Source organism: Actinomycetospora sp. ABD4_176, from assembly GCF_056311855.1.
The window spans coordinates 4,086,653-4,105,333 of sequence record NZ_CM149974.1 but is presented as its reverse complement, the minus strand read 5'-3'; the positions used below and the strand labels follow the sequence as shown (position 1 = coordinate 4,105,333).

Here is an 18,681-nt window from a genome sequence, read left to right as displayed (position 1 = left end):
GTGAACCGCCGCCTGGCCGTCATGCTCGTGCACGGCGTCGAGAGCGCCGGCGAACAGTACGCCGACCGCGCCATGTCGCTGATCGGCGAGGAGTTCGAGCGCATCGCCGGCGTCCCGGCCGCCGACGCGCTGGTGATGAAGCCGGCGTTCTGGGCACCGGTCTTCGAGCCGGGCCAGGAGCAGCTCAGCTCCCGGATCGGCGGGGAGCGGGCGCAGTGGCTGACCGGCCTCCTCGACGCCCTCGCCGCGCGCGCGAGCCAGGGCTCGACACCGGCGCTCCTCGCCGCCGCCTCGACGGCGGGCCTGCGCTGGCTGCCCGGGCTCGACGACGCCCACTTCCCGACCCTGCGCTGGCTGATCGTGCACTACCTGGGCGACGCGGTCGCCTACCGGTCGGGCCGCGACGGCACCGGTCAGTACGAGCAGGTGCAGGGCGTGCTGGCGCGGGCCCTGCACGAGCTGGCGACCGACGCCGGCGGCGACGCGCCCCTCGTCGTCCTCGGCCACAGCCTCGGCAGCGTGGTGGCCAGCGACTTCCTCTACGACCTGCAGTGCCTGCACGACGGCGGGAACCTCGCCCCGCCGGCCGCCTCGGCCCTGGGCGACACCCCGCTCGAGCGCGGCGAGACCTTCGGGTGGTTCTACACGCTCGGTAGCCCGCTGGCCCTGTGGGCGCAGCGCCACCAGGGCTTCGGGGAGCCGCTGGCCGTCCCGAACCCGGGGTTCGACCGCCACCACCCGGCGCAGCGCGGCGAGTGGGTCAACGTCTACGACCCCGACGACGTCATCGCCTCACCGCTGCGGCCGCTGTCCGACGCGTGGGCCGCGGCGGTCACCGAGGACCGCCGCGTCGGCGTCGGACCTTGGTGGCTGGGCTGGACGCCCCTGGCCCACCCCTACTACTGGAACGACCGGCGCGTCGTCACGCCGATCGCCTCCCAGCTCGCCCAGGCCTGGCACCGGCTCTGACGGCCGCCGCGTGCCGGGTCACGCCTGCGCCTGCTGCACCTGGTCGACGCGGTCCTCCTCGGCCATCTCGGTCAGCTCGCGGCCCTTCTCGGCGTCGCGGGTGAGGTTCTCGCCGGACTTCGGGTCGAAGATGTGGATCTTGCGGGTGTCGAGCCAGAACTCCGTCTCACGACCCTCGCGGACGCGGCTCGCCGAGTCGATCGACACCACGGCCTGGGTCCGCAGCTGCTCGGAGTCGAACTCCTCGGAGAGCTCCTTGAGCTGCTCGGCGACCTCGGCGGGCGCCTCGTAGGGGATGTAGGCGTACTGCGCGTCGCCGAGCCACTCGGTGACGTCGACCGTGGCGGTGAAGCTCGCGCCGTGCGGCTTCTTGGCCTCGTCGACGACGCTCGCGTCCTCGAAGTGCTCGGGACGGGCACCGACGAGCAGCAGCTCGTGGCCCGCCACCTGCGAGGCCCGCTCGTCGCCGATCTCGATGTCGCCGAACGGCGTGCGCAGCGTGCTCCCCCGCGGCTGCGCGGGCAGGAAGTTCATCGGCGGCGAGCCGATGAAGCCCGCCACGAAGAGGTTGACCGGCTGCTCGTAGAGCTCGCGCGGCGAGGCGACCTGCTGGACCACGCCCTTGCGCAGCACGCAGACCCGGTCGCCGAGGGTCATGGCCTCGGTCTGGTCGTGGGTGACGTAGACGGTCGTGATCCCGAGGCGGCGCTGCAGACGCGCGATCTCGGTGCGCATCTGCCCGCGCAGCTTGGCGTCGAGGTTGGACAGCGGCTCGTCGAACAGGAACGCGTCGGCGTCGCGCACGATCGCCCGCCCCATCGCCACGCGCTGGCGCTGGCCGCCGGAGAGGTTGGCCGGCTTGCGCTGCAGGTGTTCGTGCAGCTCGAGCACGTCGGCGGCCTGCTTGACCCGCCGGTCGATCTCGTCGTCCGGCGTCTTCGACAGCCGCAGCGGGAAGGCGATGTTCTCGTAGACCGACAGGTGCGGGTAGAGCGCGTAGTTCTGGAACACCATCGACAGGTTCCGGTCGCGCGGCGCCTTCTCGTTGACGCGGCTGCCACCGATCTTCATCTCGCCGGAGGTGATGTCCTCCAGCCCGACGATCATCCGCAGCAGCGTCGACTTCCCGCAGCCCGACGGCCCGACGAGGATCACGAACTCGCCGTCGGCGATGTCCAGGCTCACGTCGTTCACGGCCGGGTAGCCGTCGCCGTAGCGCTTGACGATGTGGTCCATCTCGATCGAGGCCATGGTGCTACCGCCTATCCCTTCACGGCGCCGTTGGTGAGACCGGCGACGATGCGCCGCTGGAAGATCAGGACGAGGACGACGACGGGGATGGTCACGATCACCGCGGCGGCGGCGATCGGCCCGTTCGGCGACTCGAACTGGGAGGCGCCCGAGAACAGGCCGAGCGCCGCCGGGACCGGGCGGGACGCCTCGGTCGAGGTCAGCGAGATGCCGTAGACGAAGTCGTTCCAGGCGAGGAAGAACGCGATGATCGCGGTGGTGAACACGCCGGGGGCGGCGAGCGGGACGATCACCTTGCGGAACGCCTGCCACGGGGTGGCGCCGTCGACCTGGGCGGCCTGCTCCATCTCCCACGGGATCTCGCGGAAGAACGCCGACAGCGTCCAGATCGAGATCGGGAGCGTCAGCGACAGGTAGGGCAGGATCAGCCCGGGCCAGGTGTCGTACAGGCCCACCTCGCGCCACAGGTTGTAGAGCGGGGTGGCGATCGCGATCACCGGGAAGATCGCCACCGCGAGCGCCGTCGACAGGATGATGCGCTTGCCGCGGAAGTCGATGCGCGCGATCGCGTAGGCGGCGAACATCGCCAGCAGCGAGGAGATCGCGGTGGCGATGATGCAGATGCCGAACGAGTTGCGCAGCGCGGGCAGGAACAGCTCCGCGGCGTCGCCGACGAGGATGGTCTGGTAGTTCTCCCAGGACAGCACGGTCGGCAGGAACTGGCCGTTGGAGATGTCCGAGGACGACTTCAGCGACAGCGAGATGATCCACGCGATCGGGAAGAGCGCGTAGATGATGATCAGGATGCCGGCGACGACCCACAGGACCTTCTCGCGCGTGGACATCGCTACTCCCCCCGGGCCTGGGACAGGTCGACACGAAAGATCTTGATGAAGCCCACGCAGAGGATGACCACGGTGATGAACAGCAGCACCGATGTCGCCGACCCGAGCCCGATCTCGAGCCGCGAGATCGTCTGGCGGTAGACGAGGAACGACACCGTCTCGGTCCCCTGCGAGCCGCCCGTCATGACGAACACCGAGTCGAACACGCGGAACGCGTCGAGGGTCCGGAAGAGCAGGGCGACCATGATCGCCGCCTTCATGTTCGGGATGGTCACCCGCGTCATCCGCTGCCACCAGCTGGCGCCGTCGACGCGCGCCGCCTCCTGGAGCACGTCGGGCACCTGCGCCAGGCCCGCGAGCAGCAGGAGCGAGATGAACGGCGTGGTCTTCCAGATCTCGGCGAGGCAGATGACGAACAGCGCGGAGCCGAAGTCGCCGAACCAGGCGGTGTTCTCGGTGATGCCCGGGACCCACGAGAACCAGGTGTTGACGAAGCCGGACTCGATGTCGAAGGCGAACTGCCACGCGAACGCGGAGACCACCGTGATCACCGCGTAGGGGATGAGGATGACGATGCGCAGTACGGGGCGGATCGCCTTGAGCGCCTGGAGCATCACCAGCGCGAGCGCGAAGCCGAGGACCAGCTCCACGGCCACGGTGATGATCGTGATCAGCAGCGTGACGCCGATGGCCTGCCACCACACCGCGTCGGTGAGGATGACCCCGTAGTTCGACAGGCCGGTGAACGACCGGTTCGTGGGGTCGGTCAGCCGGTAGTCGAACAGCGAGTACCAGAGGGCCTGCAGGATCGGGTAGGCGGTGACGAGCAGCATCACCGCGAAGGCCGGCCCGGCCAGGATCCAGCCCAGGCGGCGCTCGCTGCGCGACTTGTCGCTCTCGGTGCCGGCCGCGGCCGGTTCGACGGCCCCGGCGGGCGGCCGATCGATCGTCTGGCTCACAGTAGGGCCTCCTTCGCCAGCACCGCCTGGATGAGGTCCTGCGCCGCCTGGTTGGTCGGGCCGGGCACCACGCCGCCGACCGGGTGGAACGAGCGCTGGAGGCCCTCGGACACCTCGGCGTAGTACGGCGTCTTCGGTCGCGGCGCGGCCTGCGTCAGGGACTGGCGGATCACCGGCGCCATCGGGAACTCGGCGAGCACCTCGGGCCGGTCGTACACCGCGAGCTTCGCCGCCGGGTTGCCGTTGCTGACCATGTAGTACGCCGTGTTCTCGACGGTGGTGATGCAGGCCGTCGCGTCGTAGGCGAGGTCCGGGTGCGCCGAGTAGGCGCCCACCCCGAGGTTGATCCCGCCGTAGGGCGGCGCGCTGGGCAGGCCGGGCACCGTCGCCGGGTAGAGCGCCCAGCCGTAGTCGGCCACGACGTCGGGCGAGAGCGTGCCCTCCTCGACCCCGCTGGTCGCCTGCCCCCAGACGAACGGCCAGTTGACCATGAACGCGGAGCGCCCGTCCTGGAAGGCGCTGGCGGTGGCGTCCTCGTCCTGCGTGGAGAAGCCGGGCCCGGCCACGCCGGTGTCCACCATGCTGCGCATGATCCGCGCGGCCTCGATCGCGGGCGGCGCCGTGAGCCCGAGCTGGACCAGCTCCGGGTCGGTCTGGTTCTCGCTGGTGATCACCGCGCCGTCGCCGGACTCGATGAGCGCGTTGAGCCAGACCGTCAGCGACTCGGCGCGGGCGCCCTGCGCCCCGACCTGCGTCCCGGCCCGCTGGGCGGCCTGGATGATCTGGTCCCAGGTGACGGGCTGCGACATGTCCAGGCCCATCTGCGCGACCTGGGACTTGCGGTACCAGAGGAGCTGCGTGTTGGCCCAGAAGGGCACGGCGACGAGCTCCCCCTGCCACGAGGCCCCGTCCAGCGCCGACGGGACGACGCCCTCGGCGGCCCGGGCCTGGACCTCGGGCGGCATCGGCGCGAGGAACCCGGCCTGGGCGAACTCGGGGACGTAGGGCGGGTCGAGGCTCATGAGGTCGATCGACGTGTCCTCCGCCGCGAGACGGCGCACGAGCTGCTCGCGCTGCTCGGAGGCCTCCCGCGGGAGCTGGCTCGTCGCGATCGTGTAGCGCCCGCCCGACTGCTCGGAGCACCGCTGCGCGATCTCGTCCTGGCCCCCGTCGTCGGGGTTGATGTACCAGGTGAGCACCGGGGGCCCCGGAGGTCCGGAACTGCACGCACCGGCCAGCGCGGCGGTCACGGCGATCGCCATGGCCACGGCGACGAGCCGCCGTCGTTGGTGGCGCATCCTTCGTCCCCTCCCGGCACCCACACGTGTTGGAACCGCTTGCGGTGGGAGCGTGGTGATGCGGGTCTCACAAGTCAAGCACCCAGAGCGACGGGACGGTTGCTCTGGGACGTCCGGGGCAGTTCGCTGGCTCCTCCGGTCCCGGGCGGCCGCACTGCTCTGGAAGCGCTTGCGGGTCGGTGTCATGCTGCAACGCTGTGACCGGGGACACGCGGGGGACGAGGCCGTCCACACCCGTGCCCGGGCCGCCGCGGGTCACGCTCGACGACGTCGCACGCCGCGCCGGGGTCTCGGCGGCCACCGCCTCCCGCGCCCTCGGCGACCACCCGCACGTCGCCGCGGCCACCCGCGCCCGGGTCCGCGAGGCCGCGGAGGAGCTGGACTACGTCGCGTCCCCGGAGGCCACGCGGCTCGCCGGCGGGCCGACCGGGCGCGTCGCGGTCCTCGTCCCGCACCCGTCGCGCTGGTTCTTCGGCGAGCTGCTCGAGGGCCTCGAGGCGGCGCTGCGGGCCGCCGACCTCGACCTCGTGCTCTTCCGCGTCGGCGGCCCCGAGGAGCGCGCCGCGTTCTTCGCCCGGCTGCCCGCGCGGCGCAAGGTGGACGCCGTGGTCGTGCTCGCCTTCGCCGTCGACGAGGCCGAGCACGCCCGCCTGGCCTCGCTGGGCGTCGACGTCGTCGCCGCGGGCGGGCGCGTGGCGTCCTACCCGTCGGTGGGCGTCGACGACCACCTCGCCGGCCGGCAGGCGATGGACCACCTCATCCACCTCGGGCACCGGCGCATCGGGATGATCGCCGTCGAGGACGTCGGCCGCCTCGCCCCCGACCCCGACGGGCGGACGTCCGCCTGGCGCGCCGCCCTCGGCGACGCCGGGATCCCACCCGACGACGACCTCGTCGCCACCGTGCCGTGGGGCGGCGAGGGCGGGGCCGACGGCATGGCGCGCCTGCTGGGGCTGCGCTCCCCGCCGACCGCCGTGTTCGCCCACGACGACGAGACCGCCCTCGGCGCGGTCCGCACCCTGCGCCGCGCGGGCCTGCGCGTCCCCGAGGACCTGTCGGTGATCGGCGTCGACGACCACCCCCTGGCCGCGCTCGCCGACCTCACCACCGTCGCCCAGCCCGTCCGCGCGCAGGGCCGCCGCGCGGGCGAGCTCGTCGTGGCGGGCCTGCGCGGGGAGCTCGGGGACGGGGTGCCGCCGGCCGAGCTCCTGCCCACCCGTCTCGTGCTGCGCGGGACGACCTCGCCCCCGGGAGCCCCCCGATGACCGCACCGGATCTGCGCCTGCGCGTCCCGACCCCCGGGCTGATCGCCCTGCCCTGGGAGCGGCCCCTCGCCTCCTGGTCCCCCGAGAGCGTGCCCCTGCGCGAGCTGCCGGTCGGGCCGAGCCGCCACCTCGTGCGGTTCGTCGAGGTCGACGGGACGCTCTGGGCGCTCAAGGAGCTGCCGCCGCGGATCGCGCGTCGCGAGTTCGACGTCCTGCGCCACCTCGAGGCCACCGGGCTGCCCGCCGTGCGCCCGGCCGGGCTCGTCACCCAGCCCGACCACGACTGCTCGATCCTGCTCACGCGCTACCTCACCGGCTCGTGGCAGTACCGGCGGCTCATCGCGCGCCTGCCCCCGAACCGCCCCGCGCAGCGCTCCCGGCTGTTCGACGCCATGGTCGGCCTGCTCGTCGAGCTGCACCGCCACGGCGTCTACTGGGGCGACTGCTCGCTCGCGAACACCCTGTTCTCCCGCGACGGCCAGCTCTTCCAGGCGTGGCTCGTCGACGCCGAGACCAGCGAGGTCCACCCCGCGCTGTCCGACGGCCAGCGGGCGATGGACCTCGAGATCCTGGTCGAGAACGTCGCCGCCGGCATGACCGACCTGGCCGCCAGCCTGGGCCGCCCGCCCGAGATCGAGCCGCAGCTCATCGAGGAGGCGATGGAGCTGCCGGCGCGCTACGAGGCGCTCTGGGAGGTGCTGCACGGGCAGGCGCAGTTCGCGTTCGGCGACCGCTACCGCATCGAGGGCACCGTGCGCGAGCTCAACGACCTCGGCTACGTCGTCGACGAGGTGAGCCTCGCGCCCGCCGACGACGCCGACGGCGGGGTCGTGCGGCTGCGCGTGGCCGTCGGCGAGCGCACCCACCACGCCCGCTACCTGCAGGAGCTCACGGGCCTGGAGGTCGGCGAGGGCCAGGCGCGCATCCTGCTCGGCGACCTGCGCGCCCACCAGCGCACCATCGCCCGCGAGCACCCGGAACGCCGGATCACCGAGGACCAGGCCATCGCGAGCTGGCTCCACGACGTCCTGACGCCGGGGATGCGCCGCGCCCACGCCGCGGTCCGCCACGTGGGCACGGCCGTGCAGGCCTACTGCGACCTGCTCGAGGTCCGGTGGCTGCTCTCCGAGCAGGCCGGCGCCGACGTCGGCACCGACCGCGCCCTGGAGGCCCTGGCCGAGCGCGCGCCGACCGACTCCGCCGCCCGCTCGGTCGTCGTCGACACCGCCTCGGACCTCCCCGTCGTCGAGCCCGACCCCGCGGTGCCGGACGTGCCGCCGGAGTGGTGAGGCGGAGTGGTGAGGCGGAGTGGTGAGGCGGAGTGGTGACCGCTCAGGACACGCGCAGCCACACCGCCGCGTCGGCCCCCAGCCGGCCGTCCTCGAGCGGGACGCTGGTGAGCAGGACCTCGTCGTGCGGCGGCAGGTCCACGGGCTCCGCGCCGAGGTTGACGACGCACGCGAAACCGGGCTCGCGGCGCAGGTGCAGGACCTCGTCGCCGGGCGCGGACACCCACGTCAGCTCCCCGTCGCCGAGCGCCCGGTCCGCGCGCCGGCGGCGCAGGACGGTCCGGTAGAGCTCGAGCACCGAGTTCGGGTCGCCCTGCTGGCGGTCGGCCGCGTAGGCGTCCCACCCGGCGGGCTGGGGCAGCCACGGAGCGTCGGCGCCCTCGGGGCTGAAGCCGGTCGACGCGCCGTCGGACGCCGACCACGGCAGCGGCACGCGGCAGCCGTCGCGCCCGCGCACGGTGTTCCCGGAGCGCCGCCAGGTCGGGTCCTGGAGGGCGTCGGAGGGGATGTCCTCGACCTCGGGCAGCCCGAGCTCCTCGCCCTGGTAGACGTACATGCCGCCCGGCAGCGCGGCCTCGAGCAGCAGCGCGGCGCGGGCGCGGCGGGTGCCCAGCGCGACGTCGGTGCGGTCGTCGCGGGCCACCGTGGACGTCGGGACCTCCTCGGCCTCGCGCGTGGGGCGCCCGTAGCGGCTGGGGTGGCGGACGACGTCGTGGTTCGACAGCACCCAGGTCGCCGACGCGCCCACCTCGCGCAGCCGGTCGGTGGTGCTGTCGATCGTCCCGCGCAGCGCCGCCGCGTCCCAGGGCGCGACGAGGTAGTCGAAGTTGAACGCCGTGTGCAGGCGGCCCGGGGCCACGTACCGGGCCAGGCGGTCGGGGGCCGGCGTCCAGGCCTCGGCGACGAACATCCGGTCGCCCGGGTACTCGTCGGCCACCCGCCGCCACGCCTCGTAGATCGCGAGCACGCCGTCGCGGTCGACGTAGGGGTGCTCGCCCGGCGGGTGGCTGCGCCCGATGAGGTCGCTCGCGTCGGGCAGGTCGGGCAGCGCCGGGTCCTTGACCAGCCCGTGCGCGACGTCGATCCGGAACCCGTCGACGCCGCGGTCGAACCAGAACCGCAGGACCGCCTCGAACTCGGCGGCGACCTCCGGGTTCGCCCAGTTCAGGTCGGGCTGGCCGGGGTCGAACAGGTGCAGGTACCAGGACCCGTCCTCGACGCGCGTCCACGCCGGGCCGCCGAAGTGGGAGCGCCAGTTGGTCGGCGGCTCGGCGCCGTCGGGGCCGCGCCCGGGCCGGAACACGTACCGGTCCCGCGCGCCCGGCTCGTCGGCCAGCGCCGCAAGGAACCAGACGTGCTGGTCGGAGGTGTGGTTGGGCACGATGTCCGGGATCAGCCGCAGCCCGTGCTCGTGGGCGTCGACGATGAGCTTCTCGGCGTCGCTGACGGTGCCGTACGCCGGCTCGATGGCCCGGTAGTCGGCGACGTCGTAGCCCGCGTCGGCCTGCGGGGACGCGTACCAGGGGTTGATCCACAGCGCGTCGACCCCGAGCTCGGCGAGGTAGGGCAGCTTCTCGCGGATCCCGGCGATGTCCCCGATCCCGTCGCCGTCGGCGTCGGCGAAGCTGCGGATGTAGACCTGGTAGATGACGGCCTCGCGCCACCAGGGCGTGTCGGAGGGCGTGTCGGTCACCGGGCGACTCCTGGATCGATCGTGGACGGCTCGCCCTCCACGATGCCCGATGGCCGCCGGATCAGGCGTTCGCCGTGGCGCGCACCTCGACGTCCTCGTCGTCGTACCCGTCCTCGTCGTCCTCGTACTCGTCCTCGAGGTCGTCGTCCTCGGCGTGCCCGTCGTCCAGGATCTCCTCCGGCGCCGGGGCCTCGTCGATGCCCTCGGGCGCGCGGCGGGCCCGCAGCCGCTCGGTCGCCCGGCGCAGCGCCTCGAGCGCCTGCGCGGCGATCCGCACCACGAACGCGAGGAAGACGCGGGCCTGCTCGAGGAGGAACGCGACGGCCGCGCCGGCCCGGCCGGACGAGCCGTCCGGCTGCTCGCGCTCCCGCGGCGGGGTGCCGCTGCGCTCGTCGAGCCGGTCGGCGAGGTCGTCGACCTTCTCCACGGCACGGTCGACGACGGCGGCCAGCAGGCGGCCGGCGACCACGGGCAGCATGCGCCGGGCGGCATCACCCAGGACGGGGCCGCTCACGGAGGACGGGCGGGGGGCGGTGCCGTTGGTGGTCATCGCGCCCGACGCTAGGCGTGGATCACCTCCGCGACACTCCGCCGTCGGCACCCACCGCCCCGGCACTTGCCCCGCCCGGACGCGCATCCGGTGGCACCATGGAGGAGATGCGGCAGCCGGGGCGACGCGAGCGGCTCGTCGCCGCGCAGGAGCGCGACGGCGACACGTGCCTGTGGTGCGCCCGCCCGCTGACCGGGGCCGTCGGGGCGACCACCGACCACGTCGTGCCCAAGGTCAAGGGCGGCCCGTCGTGGCTGGAGAACGAGGTGGCCGCCTGCCGCCGGTGCAACGGCGAGCGCGGGCACCGCGGCGCGGTGGAGTGGCTCGAGGAGTGCGAGCGCCGCGGGTGGACGCCCGACGCCGCGCGGCTCGAACGGGTGCTGGTGTCGCTGGTCGCGGCGATCGCCGCGCGCGGCGGGCAGCGCCGGGCGCGCCCACACCTCGACGCGCAGCTGCGGCGGCTGCGCAAGCGGCTCCCGGCCGCGGCCTAGCGCTGGTACCGGCCCTCATACGCCGCGTCGAAGAAGGCGAGCTCCAGGTCGACGGCGCGGGCGAACAGCGTGGCCATGCGCTCACGGGTGACGTCGTCGGCGTCGGCCGCCACGCGGTCGGTCTCGGTGCGCAGCAGCTCGACCCAGGCGGTGAAGGCGGAGTCGCGGTGCAGGTCGATCCACTCGGCGTGCAGCCAGTCGCGCGGTGACGGCTCGGGCCGCGACGCCCAGTCGAGGTAGAGCCACTCGGCGACGAGGAGCACGGTGAGGGCCTCCGCGTACGACCCGGAGGACCGCGCCTCGTCCATCAGCGCGAGAAACCCTCGCGTCGGGGGCAGCGGGTCGACGGGGGCCGTGGCCCCGAGGCGGGTCAGGGCGCGGCCGAAGTAGTCGTCCTCGTCGCCGGCCACCAGGCCGAGCTGGCGGGCGATCGCCAGGCGCGGCGGGGTGCGGTCCGCCGACGCGACGGCCGCGCCGAGCAGGGCCACGAAGCGGTCGAGGAACAGGGCGTCCTGCGCGAGATAGCGCGCGAGCACGGCGTCGTCGACCCGGCCCGCCCAGAGCTCGTCGACGAAGCGGTGGCCGACGGCCGCGGCCCACGTGGACGCGGTCGCGGCGCGCTGCTCGTCGGCGAAGCCCATCGGTCCATCCTCCCCGGTCCATGGCGGCGTGTCGCCGTGGCGAGGATGTGGCGATCCTGGTGCTGAACGCCAGCGATGCCGCATCGCTCGCACCGGCGCGCACGTGGCGCGGCCGGTCATCGGCGGGCGGGGGCTTCCGCCGATGACCGGGCCGCGGGGCGTCCCGGCCGCGCGGGGTGGCGGCCGGGGAACGTGTCTAGCGGTCGAACTTGTCGGGGTCGGGGCCGATGCGCTCGGCCTTCTCCATCCCCTCGATCTTCTGCATCTCGTCGTCGGAGAGCTCGAAGTCGAAGATCGCCATGTTCTCCCGGATGCGCTCGGGAGTGACCGACTTCGGGAAGATGATGTTGCCGAGCTGGATGTGCCAGCGGAGCACCACCTGGGCCGGGCTCCTGCCGTGCGACTGCGCGATCTCGCCGAGCTCCGGGGCGTCGAGCAGGCCCTTGCCCTGACCGATCGGGCTCCACGCCTCGGTGCGGATGCCGTGGCGCTGGTGGTAGGAGCGCAGCGCGGCCTGCTGCATGTGCGGGTGCAGCTCGATCTGGTTGATCGCCGGCACCGTGTCGGTCTCCTCCAGCAGCCGGTCGAGGTGGTGCGGCTGGAAGTTCGAGACGCCGATGGTGCGCGCCTTGCCGTCGGCGTGCGCCTTCTCGAAGCCCTTCCACGTGTCGACGTAGAGGTCCTTGCCGGGCAGCGGCCAGTGGATGAGGTACAGGTCCACGCGGTCGAGCCCGAGCTTCGACAGGCTCTCGTCGAGCGCGGTCTGCGCGTCGTCGTAGCCGTGGTTCGAGTTGTTGCACTTCGTCGTGATCCACAACTCGTCGCGCTGCAGGCCCGACTTCGCGATCGCCTCGCCGACCTCGGCCTCGTTGCCGTACATCTGGGCGGTGTCGATGTGCCGGTAGCCGGCGTCGAACGCCTGCTGGACCGTGTCCGCCGTGTCCGACGGGTCGATCTGGAACACACCGAACCCCAGCTGGGGAATGGTCGCGCCGTTGTTCAGCTCGATACCGGGGACATCGCTCATGGACAGCGGATACCCGGGGTGCTCCGGCACTCAACCACCGGACGGGCGGTGACGCCCGCCCCGTCTCCGGGGCGGGCGCCCGCCGGTCACGCCGTCGCGAACGCGCCCAGGGTGCGGTCCGGGCGCACACCCGCGAACGAGCGGTGCCAGGTCCGGTAGTAGGCGATCTCCTCGTCGCTGCGCAGCGCCCAGCCGTGCTCGACCGTCGGGGGCTCCGCGTCCTGCGCGCCCTCCTTGGCCTTCTCCTTCTCGACGAGCTTGGAGAGGACGTCCTTGGCACCGGAGCCGTCGCCGAACTGCTCCTTGCCGCGCCAGATGATGTCGTGCGGGACCATCCCGTCGAACGCCTCGCGCAGGAGCTGCTTCTCGGTGCGCTCCTCCGACATGAGCTTCCACTCGGCCGGGATCGCGAGCATCTCGCGCATGACCGTGGCGTCGAGGAACGGCACGCGGGCCTCGAGGCCGTAGTTCATGGTCGCGCGGTCGCAGCGCTGCAGGTTGAGCTCGTGCAGCGACTCGATGGAGCGCACGAGCTCGGCCTGCATGGTGTCCGGCGTCGAGAACTCCTCGCTGTGCACGTACTCGTAGCCGGCGAAGAGCTCGTCGGCGCCCTCGCCGGTGAGCACCACCTTGACGTGCTTCACCGCCTCGCGGGCGAGCAGCAGGTTCGGCACCGCCGAGCGCACCAGCGCCGGGTCGAAGTGCTCGATGACCGTGACGGCCTCGTCGAGCGCGGACTCCAGGTCGTCGGCGGTGGGCACGATCTCGTGGTGGTCGGTGCCGAGGTACTCGGCGACGGCACGGGCGGCGAGCAGGTCGGCGGAGCCCTCGGTGCCGACCGCGAAGGTCGGGAGGCGCTCGCCCTTCTCCTCGGCGACCTTCACCGCGACGGCGGCGACGATCGCGGAGTCGAGCCCGCCGGAGAGGAAGACGCCGACGGGGACGTCGCTCATCATGTGGCGGCGGATCGAGTCGGAGAGCACGTCGCGGATGTGCCCGAGGTCCTCCTCGGTCCACTGCTTGTCCGGTGCGAGGCGCGCGGGGCGGACCTCGACCGGGACCGCGTCGGCGAAGCGGACCATCGCGCCGTCGGCGACGTCGCCGGCGACGCCCGGCGTCCAGACGTGCCCGGGCGGGAAGGCCTCGACGAAGGGCTGGTCCTCGGGGTCGAAGGCGCGCAGCTCGCTCGCGAAGATCGTCACGCCGTCGAGGCGCGCCCAGTACAGCGGCTTGATGCCGATCGGGTCGCGGGCGACGGCGCCGCGGCCGTCGGTGTGGGCCATCGCGAGGGCGAACATGCCGCGCACCTCGTGCAGGGCGGCCGAGCCGTCGCGCAGGACCAGGCGGAACGCCGACTCGGTGTCCGAGTCGGTCGCGAAGCGGACCTCGGACAGGACGTCCCGGATGTCCTCGTGGTTGTAGATCTCGCCGTTGCCGACCACGAAGGCCGAGTCGGTGTCGTCGGCGATGGGCTGCTTGCCGCCGGTGACGTCCATGATCGAGAGGCGCTGGTGGCCGAGCCACGCGTTCTCCAGCTGCACCCGGCCGGTGTCGTCCGGCCCCCGGTGGTGGATGCGGGCGAGCATCCGCTCGCACTTGTCAGGATTGATCGTTCCGTACGCCGCGACGATTCCGCACACGGTGCGTCCCACATCCTCAGTGTTCTCGACTGGACCACGGTCGGGCCGTAGAGCACAGACCAGACAACCATCGGACGCGCTGATCCGCACCCGACCGTCGCCTGTGTCACCGCTCTTTAACGATCCCTCACATGCGCGTCACTCAACGCCAGGCGAACACCGGTTGTTCCAACCCGTCGACGCGCGTGGTGCGTCCGTGGAGCGCGACCTCGCGGAACTGCAGGAGCACCGCCGCCGTCGGCGCGTGGATGAAGTGGCCCACCAGCGGCATCTGCACGACGGGCCGCGGCGACTCCTCGATCTCGTGGAACAGCGGCTCGACGTCGAGCTCGTCGAGGGTGATGTGGAACAGCTCGCTGACCTCGTCGGGCGAGGGCCGCAGGTCGGCCACGGCACCGGCGGCGGCCATCACCACCGGGGTGATCACGAAGCCCGAGCGCGTCGGGTAGTCGTCGAGCAGGCCCAGCACCGTCCCGGTGTCGAGGCGCAGGCCGAGCTCCTCGTCGAGCTCGCGGCGCGCGGCGGTGACGACGTCCTCCCCCGGGTCCACCGATCCGCCGGGCAGCGCGAACTGGCCGGGGTGGTCGCGCAGTCGCGAGGTACGGCGGGTCAGCAGCACCCCGGGACCGCGCCGCGGGTCGTCGAGGACGACGACGGCGACGGCCGCGGCGCGCAGGTCGGGCCGGTGGGCGGTGTGGCGGTCGTCGCGGTCGTGCGTGCGCACGCGCGTCGCGACCTCGGCCGCGGTGGCCGGGCTCATCGGGCGGGGCTCATCGGGCGGGGCTCATCGGGCGGGGCTCATCGGGCGGGGCTCATCCCCAGAAGATCCCCGTCGGGTCGGCGTCGACGATGTCGAGCAGCGGGGCCGGCGAGCTCGCCTTCGACTCGTCGGGGTAGCGGTGCCAGCGGCCGCTCGAGTCGGGCCAGAGCAGGATCCAGCGCTCCTCGTCGGGCAGCAGGCGCAGCTGGGCGAGCGGCTCCGTGGTCCAGCCGGTGCCGAGCTCGGGGAACACCGGCGCGCGGCGGGCCGAGATCGTGATGCGCCCGGCCCGCTCGGTGTAGGAGATCCGCAGCAGGTCGCGCTGCTCCGGCGGCACGCGGCGGGCACACCACTGGCGCACGAGCGCGCGGTGTTCGTCGGCGACCTGCACGGGACTCACTGTGACACGGGCGCCCGGTGGGCCGGGAGTGCCCCGCGCCACGCCCGGACGGGCGGGGTGTGCTCACCACCCGGTCCGGGCACCGGCGGGCGCGCCTGCCAGCATGCGCACGAGCAGCGCGAGGAGGTGACGGGCGTGGGTTCTCGAGCGGGTTCTCGAGCGGGTTCCGGGGTGGGCCGCGTCGTGGTCGGCACGGTGGCGGGGCTCGGGCTCGCGCTCGGTGTCGCGGCCTGCGGCGGGTCGACGGCGCCGGGGACCCCGGGCGCGTCGGGTGCCTCGGCCCCGCCGTCCGCCGCCGCTCCCGCGACGCCCGACCCGGCGGTGAAGCCGTACTGCGACGCGGTGACGCGCGTCCAGACCGAGCAGGCGGCGCCCGGCGCCGGCGCCGGCGGGGTGATGCCGTCCTCGGACGCCGCCCGGCGCCAGGTCGCGGACCTCGTCGCCACCGCTCCGCCCGAGATCGCCGGCGAGTGGCGCACGGTCCAGGCCCTCACCGACCAGGCGCTGACCTCGCTCGCCGAGACCGGCGGCGACCCCGCCCGCATCGACCGCGCCGAGCTCGAGCGCCTGCAGCGCGAGGCCGGCCCCGCGGTGGCGCGCATCCAGGAGGTCACCCAGCAGCGCTGCGGCATCACCTTCCGCCCGCCGGGCTGAGCTCCCGGGCTGAGCTCCCGGGCTGAGCTCGCGGGCTGTGCTCGCAGAGGGTGAGCTCGCGGGGGGTGAGCTCGCGGGGTGAGCAGCGAGGGCCTCCCTCGCTGCGTCCCAGGCACCCACGGCGTCCCTCGCTCCCCCGGGCGCCGCCACCCCTGGCCGCGCCGACGTCCCGGTCCTACGGTGCCGCGGGTGACCGATGCCGTGAGCCGCTTCCCCGTCGTCGAGCTCGACGACCTCCCCGACGACCTGCGCGAGCGCGTCGGCGCGATCGCCGAGCGCTCGGGGTTCGTGCCCAACATCTTCCGCGCGCTCGGGCACCGGCCCGCCGAGCTGCGGGCCTTCCTCGACTACCACGACGCGCTCATGGAGCGGGAGTCCCCGCTGTCGAAGGCCGAGCGCGAGCTCGTGGTCGTCGCGACGTCCGGCGCCAACCACTGCACCTACTGCGTCGTCGCCCACGGCGCGATCCTGCGCATCCGCAGCAAGGAGCCCGAGCTCGCCGACCACGTCGGCATCAACCCCTACGGCGCCTCGCTCGACCCGCGCCGGCGCGCCATCGTCGACCTCGCCCTGGCCCTCGCGCTGGACTCCGCGTCGCTGTCCGAGGACGACCTCGACGCGGCCCGGGACGCCGGACTGTCCGACGAGGAGATCTGGGACGTCGGCGCCGTCACGGCCCTGTTCGCCATGTCGAACCGGCTCGCCCACCTCACCGCGCTGCGGCCCAACGCGGAGTTCTTCGGCATGGGGCGCGAACCGCGGGGGTAGGCCGCAGGCATGAGCGATGCAGGTCCGTCCGTCGCCGTGCTCGGCACCGGGATCATGGGCGCGGGGATGGCCCGCAGCCTGCTGCGCGAGGGACTCCCGGTCACCGTGTGGAACCGCAGCACCGAGAAGGCGAGACCCCTGGCCGACGACGGCGCGCGCGTCGCGGAGACCGCCGCGGAGGCGGTCGCCGAGGCCGACGTCGTCATCACCATGCTCTTCGACACCGACGCGGTGGCCCAGACCATGGAGCCGGTGCTCGGGAAGGTGCGCGACGGCGCGGTGTGGGTGCAGACCAGCACGGTGGGCATCGAGGGCACCGACCGGCTCGCGGGCCTGGCCCGGGACGCGGGCGTCGACTTCCTCGACGCCCCGATGCTCGGCACCAGGGCGCCGGCCGAGAACGGCCAGCTCGTGGTGCTCGCGTCGGGGCCGTCGTCGCTGCGCGCGGCGGTGCAGCCGGTCTTCGACGCCATCGGCTCGCGGACGCAGTGGGTGAGTGAGACGGTCGGCGATGCCAGCAGGCTCAAGCTCGCGATCAACGCCTGGATCGGGGTCATGGTCAACGGCATCGCCCAGTCGATCGCGCTCGCCCGCGGGCTGGGCCTGGACCCGCAGCAGTTCCTCGACGCCGTCGACGGCGGGGCGGTCAACGCGCCGTACGTGCAGCTCAAGGGCAAGGCGATGATCGACGCCGACTACACGCCGTCGTTCGAGCTGGACGGCGTCATCAAGGACACCGACCTCATCCACGAGGCCCTGCGCGAGGCCGGCGTCGACGCCACGCTCGCCACGGCCGTGCGCGACCGCCTCGCCGTCGCCTCCGACGGCGGCCACGGCAGCGAGGACATGGCCGCCGTGGTGCACGCCTACTGACGCCCTCCGTGAGCACTTTCCGGGCCTATAGGCCCGGAAAGTGCTCACATGGGTGTCAGTCGCCGGGGGTGTTGTTCGCGAGGTCCAGGGCGTACTGCGGCCAGAAGTCGCCGGCCGCCGGGGCGCCGCGGCAGTCACCGTCGGAGTCGCCCGGCTCCTTGACCCACAGGAACGCCGCGACGCGCGGCGAGCCGGTGTCGCGGGTCGGCGGGGTGCCCAGGGCCCGGCCCGGCGGGTTGCACCACGTCGGCTGCTCGGGGCCGTCGTAGCTGCCGTTGCCGTTGCGGCTGGTGTCGATGACGTACCGGGCGCCACCCAGCGCGTCGGACACCCGGTCCCCGTAGGCGCGCACCTGGTCGGTGGTCATGAAGTTCGAGACGTTGAGCGCGAAGCCCGCCGCCTCGCCGACGCCGCTGGTGCGCAGGCCGCCCGCGAGCTCGTCGATGTTGGTGACGAAGCCCGGGTTGCCGGCGTCGATGTACACCTCGCCGCCGGCCCGGGTCAGCGTCCGGGCGGCCTCGGCGAGCAGCTCCTCGCGGCCCTCCTGCTCGCCCTCGCCCTCGCAGTTCGTGAGCGTCTGGGGCAGGGCGTCCGGCTCCAGGACCACGACCGCAGGGTTGCCGCCCATGCCCCGCGCGAAGGCGTCGAGCCACTCGCGGTACGCGTCCTCGTTCTCGGCGCCGCCGCTGGAGTACAGGCCGCAGTCGCGGTTGGGGATGTTGTAGGCGGTGAGCACCGGGGTGCGTCCCGCCGCGCGCGCCTGGGAGACGACGCCCGCGACCTCGCCCTCGACGCCGCCGGTCTCGCCGGTCGGCCAGATGGCGACGGGCTGGCGCGCGATCTTCTCGAGCGCCGCCGCGTCGTCGCCACGGCCCTCGGCGCGCCACGCCTCGACCTGGCGGGCCGCCGACGAGGCGGGGTCGACCCAGAACTCGGAGGCCGCCGGTGCGACCGGCGGGCCGCCGGCCTCGCCGCCGGTGTCGGAGCTCGTACCGCAGGCCGCGATGCCGACCGCCGTGACCAGGGCGACCGCGGCGGCCGCGCCGGCGACGACCCAGCCGCGGGTCGGGCCTCGGCGCGCCGCGGCGCGGCGCTCGCGACGCTCACCGGGCACCGGGGCGTCGGCCGGCTCGCGTCGGCGCTCCACGCGCTCGGTCGGTGCGCCCGACGCGACCGGGATCGGCTGGGTCGCGGGCTCCGCCAGCTCGGGCGGTTCCGTCGCGCCGCGCGGCGCGTCCGGGGTCACCGGTCCCGCCTCGCCCCGCGTCGTCCGTCCATCACGTGCCACCGTCGAGCCACCCCCGGGCC

19 protein-coding genes are annotated in these 18,681 nt (G+C 73.7%); 7 read left to right on the top strand and 12 right to left on the bottom strand.

Annotated features, from left to right (window positions below; all coding sequences use genetic code 11):
• The gene (locus ACYX4T_RS19875; RefSeq protein WP_476011001.1) at positions 1 to 969 is read left to right on the top strand and encodes a hypothetical protein; all 969 of its coding nucleotides are present in this window, start codon (positions 1 to 3) and stop codon (positions 967 to 969) included.
• Between the two features lie 18 nt (positions 970 to 987).
• On the opposite strand, the gene ACYX4T_RS19870 is transcribed toward ACYX4T_RS19875, so the two are convergent.
• The 4 genes from ACYX4T_RS19870 to ACYX4T_RS19855 are packed head-to-tail and all read right to left on the bottom strand — an operon-like array spanning position 988 to position 5,322.
• On the bottom strand, positions 988 to 2,220 hold the full coding sequence (locus ACYX4T_RS19870) for an ABC transporter ATP-binding protein (protein ID WP_476011000.1): 1,233 nt from the start codon (positions 2,218 to 2,220) through the stop codon (positions 988 to 990).
• 11 nt (positions 2,221 to 2,231) lie between these two features.
• On the bottom strand, positions 2,232 to 3,065 hold the full coding sequence (locus ACYX4T_RS19865) for a carbohydrate ABC transporter permease (RefSeq protein WP_476010999.1): 834 nt from the start codon (positions 3,063 to 3,065) through the stop codon (positions 2,232 to 2,234).
• A gap of 2 nt (positions 3,066 to 3,067) precedes the next feature.
• A complete protein-coding gene (locus ACYX4T_RS19860; protein ID WP_476010998.1) occupies positions 3,068 to 4,024 on the bottom strand; it encodes a carbohydrate ABC transporter permease in 957 nt (318 codons plus the stop codon).
• The gene (locus ACYX4T_RS19855; RefSeq protein ID WP_476010997.1) at positions 4,021 to 5,322 is read right to left on the bottom strand and encodes an extracellular solute-binding protein; all 1,302 of its coding nucleotides are present in this window, start codon (positions 5,320 to 5,322) and stop codon (positions 4,021 to 4,023) included. The genes ACYX4T_RS19860 and ACYX4T_RS19855 overlap by 4 nt, the downstream gene beginning before the upstream one ends.
• Positions 5,323 to 5,558: 236 nt before the next feature.
• Between ACYX4T_RS19855 and ACYX4T_RS19850 the strand changes: the two genes are divergently transcribed.
• Both ACYX4T_RS19850 and ACYX4T_RS19845 read left to right on the top strand, forming a co-directional pair.
• Positions 5,559 to 6,587, top strand: a complete 1,029-nt coding sequence (locus ACYX4T_RS19850) for a LacI family DNA-binding transcriptional regulator (RefSeq protein WP_476010996.1) — start codon at positions 5,559 to 5,561, stop codon at positions 6,585 to 6,587.
• Positions 6,584 to 7,876 carry a DUF4032 domain-containing protein gene (locus ACYX4T_RS19845; protein ID WP_476010995.1) on the top strand — a complete coding sequence of 431 codons (1,293 nt, stop codon included), beginning with the start codon at positions 6,584 to 6,586 and terminating at the stop codon, positions 7,874 to 7,876. Before ACYX4T_RS19850 ends, ACYX4T_RS19845 begins: the two co-directional genes overlap by 4 nt.
• Before the next feature lie 43 nt (positions 7,877 to 7,919).
• Here ACYX4T_RS19845 and ACYX4T_RS19840 read toward each other — a convergent pair whose 3' ends face one another.
• Together ACYX4T_RS19840 and ACYX4T_RS19835 are read right to left on the bottom strand one after the other, a co-directional pair.
• Positions 7,920 to 9,569 (bottom strand): glycoside hydrolase family 13 protein, encoded by a 1,650-nt coding sequence (locus ACYX4T_RS19840; protein ID WP_476010994.1) that lies wholly within the window; start codon positions 9,567 to 9,569, stop codon positions 7,920 to 7,922.
• 61 nt (positions 9,570 to 9,630) lie between these two features.
• Positions 9,631 to 10,119: a hypothetical protein gene (locus tag ACYX4T_RS19835; protein ID WP_476010993.1), complete on the bottom strand. Its 489-nt coding sequence runs from the start codon at positions 10,117 to 10,119 to the stop codon at positions 9,631 to 9,633.
• Positions 10,120 to 10,226: 107 nt separating this feature from the next.
• On the opposite strand from ACYX4T_RS19835, the gene ACYX4T_RS19830 reads away from it, so the two are divergent.
• Complete coding sequence (locus ACYX4T_RS19830) at positions 10,227 to 10,610, top strand: HNH endonuclease (protein WP_476010992.1); 384 nt, start codon at positions 10,227 to 10,229, stop codon at positions 10,608 to 10,610.
• Here the strand turns inward: ACYX4T_RS19830 and ACYX4T_RS19825 are convergent.
• The 5 genes from ACYX4T_RS19825 to ACYX4T_RS19805 all read right to left on the bottom strand — a co-directional run bounded on the left by ACYX4T_RS19825 (position 10,607) and on the right by ACYX4T_RS19805 (position 15,069).
• Positions 10,607 to 11,251, bottom strand: a complete 645-nt coding sequence (locus tag ACYX4T_RS19825; RefSeq protein ID WP_476010991.1) for a TenA family protein — start codon at positions 11,249 to 11,251, stop codon at positions 10,607 to 10,609. The genes ACYX4T_RS19830 and ACYX4T_RS19825 overlap by 4 nt on opposite strands.
• 196 nt (positions 11,252 to 11,447) lie before the next feature.
• Positions 11,448 to 12,278 carry an aldo/keto reductase gene (locus tag ACYX4T_RS19820; protein ID WP_476010990.1) on the bottom strand — a complete coding sequence of 277 codons (831 nt, stop codon included), beginning with the start codon at positions 12,276 to 12,278 and terminating at the stop codon, positions 11,448 to 11,450.
• Between the two features lie 86 nt (positions 12,279 to 12,364).
• Positions 12,365 to 13,930 carry an asparagine synthase (glutamine-hydrolyzing) gene (gene asnB, locus ACYX4T_RS19815; RefSeq protein WP_476010989.1) on the bottom strand — a complete coding sequence of 522 codons (1,566 nt, stop codon included), beginning with the start codon at positions 13,928 to 13,930 and terminating at the stop codon, positions 12,365 to 12,367.
• Positions 13,931 to 14,060: 130 nt separating this feature from the next.
• Positions 14,061 to 14,678 carry an NUDIX hydrolase gene (locus tag ACYX4T_RS19810; protein WP_476010988.1) on the bottom strand — a complete coding sequence of 206 codons (618 nt, stop codon included), beginning with the start codon at positions 14,676 to 14,678 and terminating at the stop codon, positions 14,061 to 14,063.
• Positions 14,679 to 14,730: 52 nt separating this feature from the next.
• Entirely contained in the window at positions 14,731 to 15,069 is a 339-nt protein-coding gene (locus ACYX4T_RS19805) for a DUF3024 domain-containing protein (RefSeq protein ID WP_476010987.1), read from the bottom strand.
• A gap of 180 nt (positions 15,070 to 15,249) precedes the next feature.
• Between ACYX4T_RS19805 and ACYX4T_RS19800 the strand changes: the two genes are divergently transcribed.
• From ACYX4T_RS19800 to ACYX4T_RS19790, 3 genes are all read left to right on the top strand, one after another.
• On the top strand, positions 15,250 to 15,732 hold the full coding sequence (locus ACYX4T_RS19800) for a hypothetical protein (protein ID WP_476010986.1): 483 nt from the start codon (positions 15,250 to 15,252) through the stop codon (positions 15,730 to 15,732).
• 189 nt (positions 15,733 to 15,921) lie between these two features.
• Positions 15,922 to 16,500 (top strand): peroxidase-related enzyme, encoded by a 579-nt coding sequence (locus ACYX4T_RS19795; protein ID WP_476010985.1) that lies wholly within the window; start codon positions 15,922 to 15,924, stop codon positions 16,498 to 16,500.
• A 9-nt stretch (positions 16,501 to 16,509) separates the two neighbouring features.
• Positions 16,510 to 17,373, top strand: coding sequence for an NAD(P)-dependent oxidoreductase (locus tag ACYX4T_RS19790; RefSeq protein WP_476010984.1), 864 nt, complete (start codon positions 16,510 to 16,512; stop codon positions 17,371 to 17,373).
• 55 nt (positions 17,374 to 17,428) lie between these two features.
• Here the strand turns inward: ACYX4T_RS19790 and ACYX4T_RS19785 are convergent, their stop codons facing one another.
• Entirely contained in the window at positions 17,429 to 18,619 is a 1,191-nt protein-coding gene (locus tag ACYX4T_RS19785; protein ID WP_476010983.1) for a glycoside hydrolase family 6 protein, read from the bottom strand.
• Positions 18,620 to 18,681: the final 62 nt, after the last annotated feature.